Origin of the sequence: Nocardia sp. NPDC051787 (assembly GCF_040681325.1) — a bacterium.
In the GTDB taxonomy this organism is placed as follows: Bacteria; Actinomycetota; Actinomycetes; order Mycobacteriales; family Mycobacteriaceae; genus Nocardia.
This window is the reverse complement of record NZ_JBFAYO010000043.1, coordinates 44,951-48,683: the sequence shown is the minus strand read 5'-3', so window position 1 is coordinate 48,683 and position 3,733 is coordinate 44,951. Positions and strand designations below refer to the sequence as shown.

The window sequence follows — 3,733 nt, the reverse complement described above, 5'->3', positions numbered from 1 at the left end:
CACCGAACGAGGTAGAGTCCGAATGGTTCGAACGGAACAAGGCAGCTTGAGGAAACCAAAAACTCGCTGTCCGAAAGCTTTCCGGCTCCTCACTGACAGGCGTTCGGACTTACTCGTCTAGTTGTTGTGGGTCATGACGTTGTAGTCACCGCTTCGGTTTGAGGCGGGTGAGTTGTTAGGGTGGCGGCGTGAGTTCTCCGGAGGCGTCCAGACGGTAGCCGCTCGGCCTGTGTGCCGGGCGGCGTTGTGAGTGTGGTTCCCGCGGGTCGCCTAGCGACCGGTGGTGTTTGGGTATCTCGCAACGCCGGATGATGTCGCTTCTTACTGTCGGGTGATGGATCGCTCGATTCTGCAACCATCTCGGGTGTCGTCGTTGTGACGGTGGCGCCCTTGTTTCCGGGGAGTTTTCTCTTATGCCCGTTGTGGTATTCGTGCTGGCTGTTGCGGTGTTCGCGCAGGGCACGTCCGAATTCATGGTGTCGGGATTGCTGGAGCAGATTCCGGGCGATGTTGGTGTTTCGCTCGGTACTGCAGGTTTGCTGACCTCGCTGTTCGCGGCCGGCATGGTGTTGGGTGCGCCGGTGATGGCGATGGCGGCGGGCCGGTTGCCGGTCAGGTATTCGGTAGCTGCGTTCTTGGGGTTGTTCTGTGCCGCTCATGTCGTTGGCGCTGTCGCGACCGGGTTCGGGGTGTTGCTTGTGACTCGCGTGGTCGCGGCGGTCGCCAATGCCGGGTTCTTGGCGATCGTATTGGCCGCGCTGCCGAGGTTGGTCGGCCCGGCGGTAATCGGTCGTGCGACTTCTGTGGTGGTGTCCGGGGTGACGGTCGCGTGCATCGCCGGTGTTCCCGCAGGCACCCTGCTGGGGCAGGTGTGGGGATGGCGTTCGACGTTCTGGGCCGTTGCCGTTATCAGCGCAGCAGTGCTCGTGCCGGTGTGGGTGATGCTCGGTCGCGACGTGCGTGACGGTGATCAGCCGGACGGGCAAGCACCGTCGATGCGGCGTGAATGGTCGGTGGTGCGCCAGCGGCCAGTTCAGGTCGCCGTCGTGGCCGGAGTCCTGGTCAACGCCGCCACATTCGCCGGGTTCACCTACCTCGGCACAATCACGGTCGGCGCCTCCGGAGGTGCCCGGTGGGTTCCGCTCGTGCTGGCCTTGTTCGGTATCGGATCGTTCGCCGGTGTCACGCTCACCGGCCGCTACAGCGACAGCCATCGCCGAAGGATCATCACAGCCGGAACGGTTGTGTTCGTAGGGGTCTGGCTTCTGGCCGCGCTGACCGCGCACACGCTGATCGCGGTGATGGTCATGTCGGTGGTGGCCGGTGCGGTCGCGTTTGGTGTCGGGTCGACGTTGATCGCGACGATTGTGCAGACCGCCGCGCCGACCGCACCGCGCATCGCTGGCGCCTTGGCGACCACCGCCTTCAACATAGGGGCGGTTCTCGGGCCAGTCACCGCCGGTCTGGCCGTCGATTACACCGATCACCCTGCCACGGCGTGGTGGTGCAGCGCCGTCTTCACGACCGCTGCGGTAGGCGTAGTTATGACGGGGCACCGTCGGCGCATCGCGAGCCCGGTCGAGCAGATGCGCGCCGATGCACGCTAACGCACCGCTGTCGGTGGAAGGTCGGCGGCGATTGGTCGAGCGATGCCGGGCTCGCCCAATCGCTCACGTCGCCGCCGAGATGGGTATCTCTCGCCAGTGTGCGAGCAAGTGGGTCAACCGATTTCGCAGGTATGGGGAGCTCGGTTTGCTCGATCGGTCGTCGGTGCCGCAGCGCCAGCCCACCGCGATCACCGCACAGGCCATCGTTCGAATCGAGCAGTTGCGGCGGGAACGCAAATGGTCCGCGCAGCGCATCTCCACCGAACTCGCCGCCGAGGGGTTGTCGGTGTCGGTGTCGGTGCGTACCGTCAGCCGGCACTTGGCCCGGCTCGGGCTGAACCGGCGCCGATTCCTCGATCCCAACGGTGAATCCAACCGGCAGCCACGCCGCATCATCGCTCGTCGACCAGGACACATGGTCCACGTGGACATCAAGAAGGTGGGCCGCATCCCCGATGGCGGCGGCTGGCGAACCCACGGCAGAGGATCCGATCACGCCAAAGCGGTTGCCCGCACCAAAACCCGCGGCAGCCGCCTCGGGTACGTGTTCCTGCACACCGCGGTCGACGGCTTCTCACGTTTGGCCTACACCGAAGCGCTACCCGATGAGAAAGCCGCCACCGCTATCGGGTTCGTATTCCGGGCCAGAGCGTTCTTCGCCGCGCACGGCATCGACCGGATCGACCGGATCGTCACGGACAACGGATCATGTTACCGGGCACGAGATTTCGCGAAGGTGCTCCTCGGCGCCCGGCATCAGCGAATCACTCCTTACACGCCTCGCCACAACGGCAAGGTCGAGCGCTACAACAGGATCCTGGCCGAGGAATTTCTCTACGCCCGCCAATGGACCAGCGAAACCCACCGCACCCAGGCACTCGGGATCTGGAACATCCACTACAACTACCATCGACCACATTCGGCCGCCGAAAACCGGCCACCAGCCAGCCGCCTCCCGACCGGCGTCACCAACGTCACGGCCTCCTACACCTAGTCCATGATCCACACGCCGCCCCGGCACGCCCCTATCCGGTGGACGAGGCGCACTGGATCACGCAGGAGCACATCGACTGTGACGCGATTTCCTGCGCCGCGAAGAGCGCCGCGATCCGCGTGCTGACCGAGGCCGGACGCATGAAGCCTGCGAGGGACGTCTGATGATCGCCGTAGCAACAGCAGAAACGCGGGCCCGCTGGGAGATCACCATTGCCGACTGCACCTCGACCCCAGCCGTCGAAGGTATGGAGCATGCCCGCTACATCCTGACCGCGCACTCCGGCCACGGTGAATGCGAGCAGTACATGACTGCTCTCGCCTACGGGTCGGTGGTGTGCGCATGACCGACGACCACCACCTGGGTTTCCTGCAATCCGACGACGGCACATGGTCTGTCGTCGGCCCGGACGGATGGCCGGTCGAAATCCGCTCCTACGGCACCGTGACCACCGGCGACGGACGGGCGATCACAGCCGGGCCCCTCGCGGCCTGATCCGAAGCCCACCTAGGCCACCCGCGAACGGTGACAACGGGAAGCGACAGACGGAGAATCCATCCGAGACGCAGCTGCACGACATCCTCGCGGACATGAACCTGAGCGTGCCGTTCGTGATCGTCGACCGGTTCGACAGCCCCCAACCCGGCGACTACTACATCCAGGTTCACCTCGACGAACAAGTGGATCCGAATCAAAGGCACGGCTATATCGTCGAATTCCGGGACGGCGGACCAGATGCCCATTTTCGCGCCACCATCAGCGACGACACGCCATGTGACAGCGTGTTCTCGCCCGCATTCGACACCGTGGTGAATGCCGTCCAGGACTGGGCATTCCGGCGCGAAGGCTGGCGAACAGCGCTGGCCTGGGAACAGCTCGAGTTCGACGGTTGACCAGGCTCATCTCGACACCTACGAACTCGCCGACCCCAGAACAAGCAAACCTGGTGGCGAGATCGACCGACCCGCGTTCGCACGGCACTCGACAACGTCAACGCACCCAGCTGACCCGCCGCCGAAACAACTTGCTCCGCATGTCTTCCGCCTGAAACGACGGCCAGATTTGGTGAGTGGCGTTGCCCTGGCAGTGCAACGCCACTCAGCTGTGGGCCGGGCCCCGTGATCGGAACGAG

Annotated in this window: 6 protein-coding genes; all 6 read left to right on the top strand. The window is 64.5% G+C overall.

The window, feature by feature from the left end:
• The first annotated feature begins 413 nt into the window (after positions 1 to 413).
• Positions 414 to 1,607, top strand: coding sequence for a Cmx/CmrA family chloramphenicol efflux MFS transporter (locus AB0M45_RS30945; protein WP_364336464.1), 1,194 nt, complete (start codon positions 414 to 416; stop codon positions 1,605 to 1,607).
• Complete coding sequence (locus AB0M45_RS30940; protein ID WP_364336462.1) at positions 1,597 to 2,601, top strand: IS481 family transposase; 1,005 nt, start codon at positions 1,597 to 1,599, stop codon at positions 2,599 to 2,601. The genes AB0M45_RS30945 and AB0M45_RS30940 overlap by 11 nt, the downstream gene beginning before the upstream one ends.
• A 38-nt stretch (positions 2,602 to 2,639) precedes the next feature.
• Positions 2,640 to 2,765, top strand: a complete 126-nt coding sequence (locus AB0M45_RS30935) for a hypothetical protein (RefSeq protein WP_364336460.1) — start codon at positions 2,640 to 2,642, stop codon at positions 2,763 to 2,765.
• On the top strand, positions 2,765 to 2,947 hold the full coding sequence (locus AB0M45_RS30930) for a hypothetical protein (RefSeq protein ID WP_364336458.1): 183 nt from the start codon (positions 2,765 to 2,767) through the stop codon (positions 2,945 to 2,947). Before AB0M45_RS30935 ends, AB0M45_RS30930 begins: the two co-directional genes overlap by 1 nt.
• Complete coding sequence (locus AB0M45_RS30925; RefSeq protein ID WP_364336456.1) at positions 2,944 to 3,096, top strand: hypothetical protein; 153 nt, start codon at positions 2,944 to 2,946, stop codon at positions 3,094 to 3,096. Before AB0M45_RS30930 ends, AB0M45_RS30925 begins: the two co-directional genes overlap by 4 nt.
• 116 nt (positions 3,097 to 3,212) lie before the next feature.
• Positions 3,213 to 3,494, top strand: a complete 282-nt coding sequence (locus AB0M45_RS30920; RefSeq protein ID WP_364336454.1) for a hypothetical protein — start codon at positions 3,213 to 3,215, stop codon at positions 3,492 to 3,494.
• Positions 3,495 to 3,733: the final 239 nt, after the last annotated feature.

Coding starts and splice junctions, on each gene's coding strand:
- AB0M45_RS30945 (WP_364336464.1), top strand. CDS start 414: ATGCCCGTTGTGGTATTCGTGCTGGCTGTTGCGGTGTTCGCGCAGGGC.
- AB0M45_RS30940 (WP_364336462.1), top strand. CDS start 1,597: ATGCACGCTAACGCACCGCTGTCGGTGGAAGGTCGGCGGCGATTGGTC.
- AB0M45_RS30930 (WP_364336458.1), top strand. CDS start 2,765: ATGATCGCCGTAGCAACAGCAGAAACGCGGGCCCGCTGGGAGATCACC.
- AB0M45_RS30925 (WP_364336456.1), top strand. CDS start 2,944: ATGACCGACGACCACCACCTGGGTTTCCTGCAATCCGACGACGGCACA.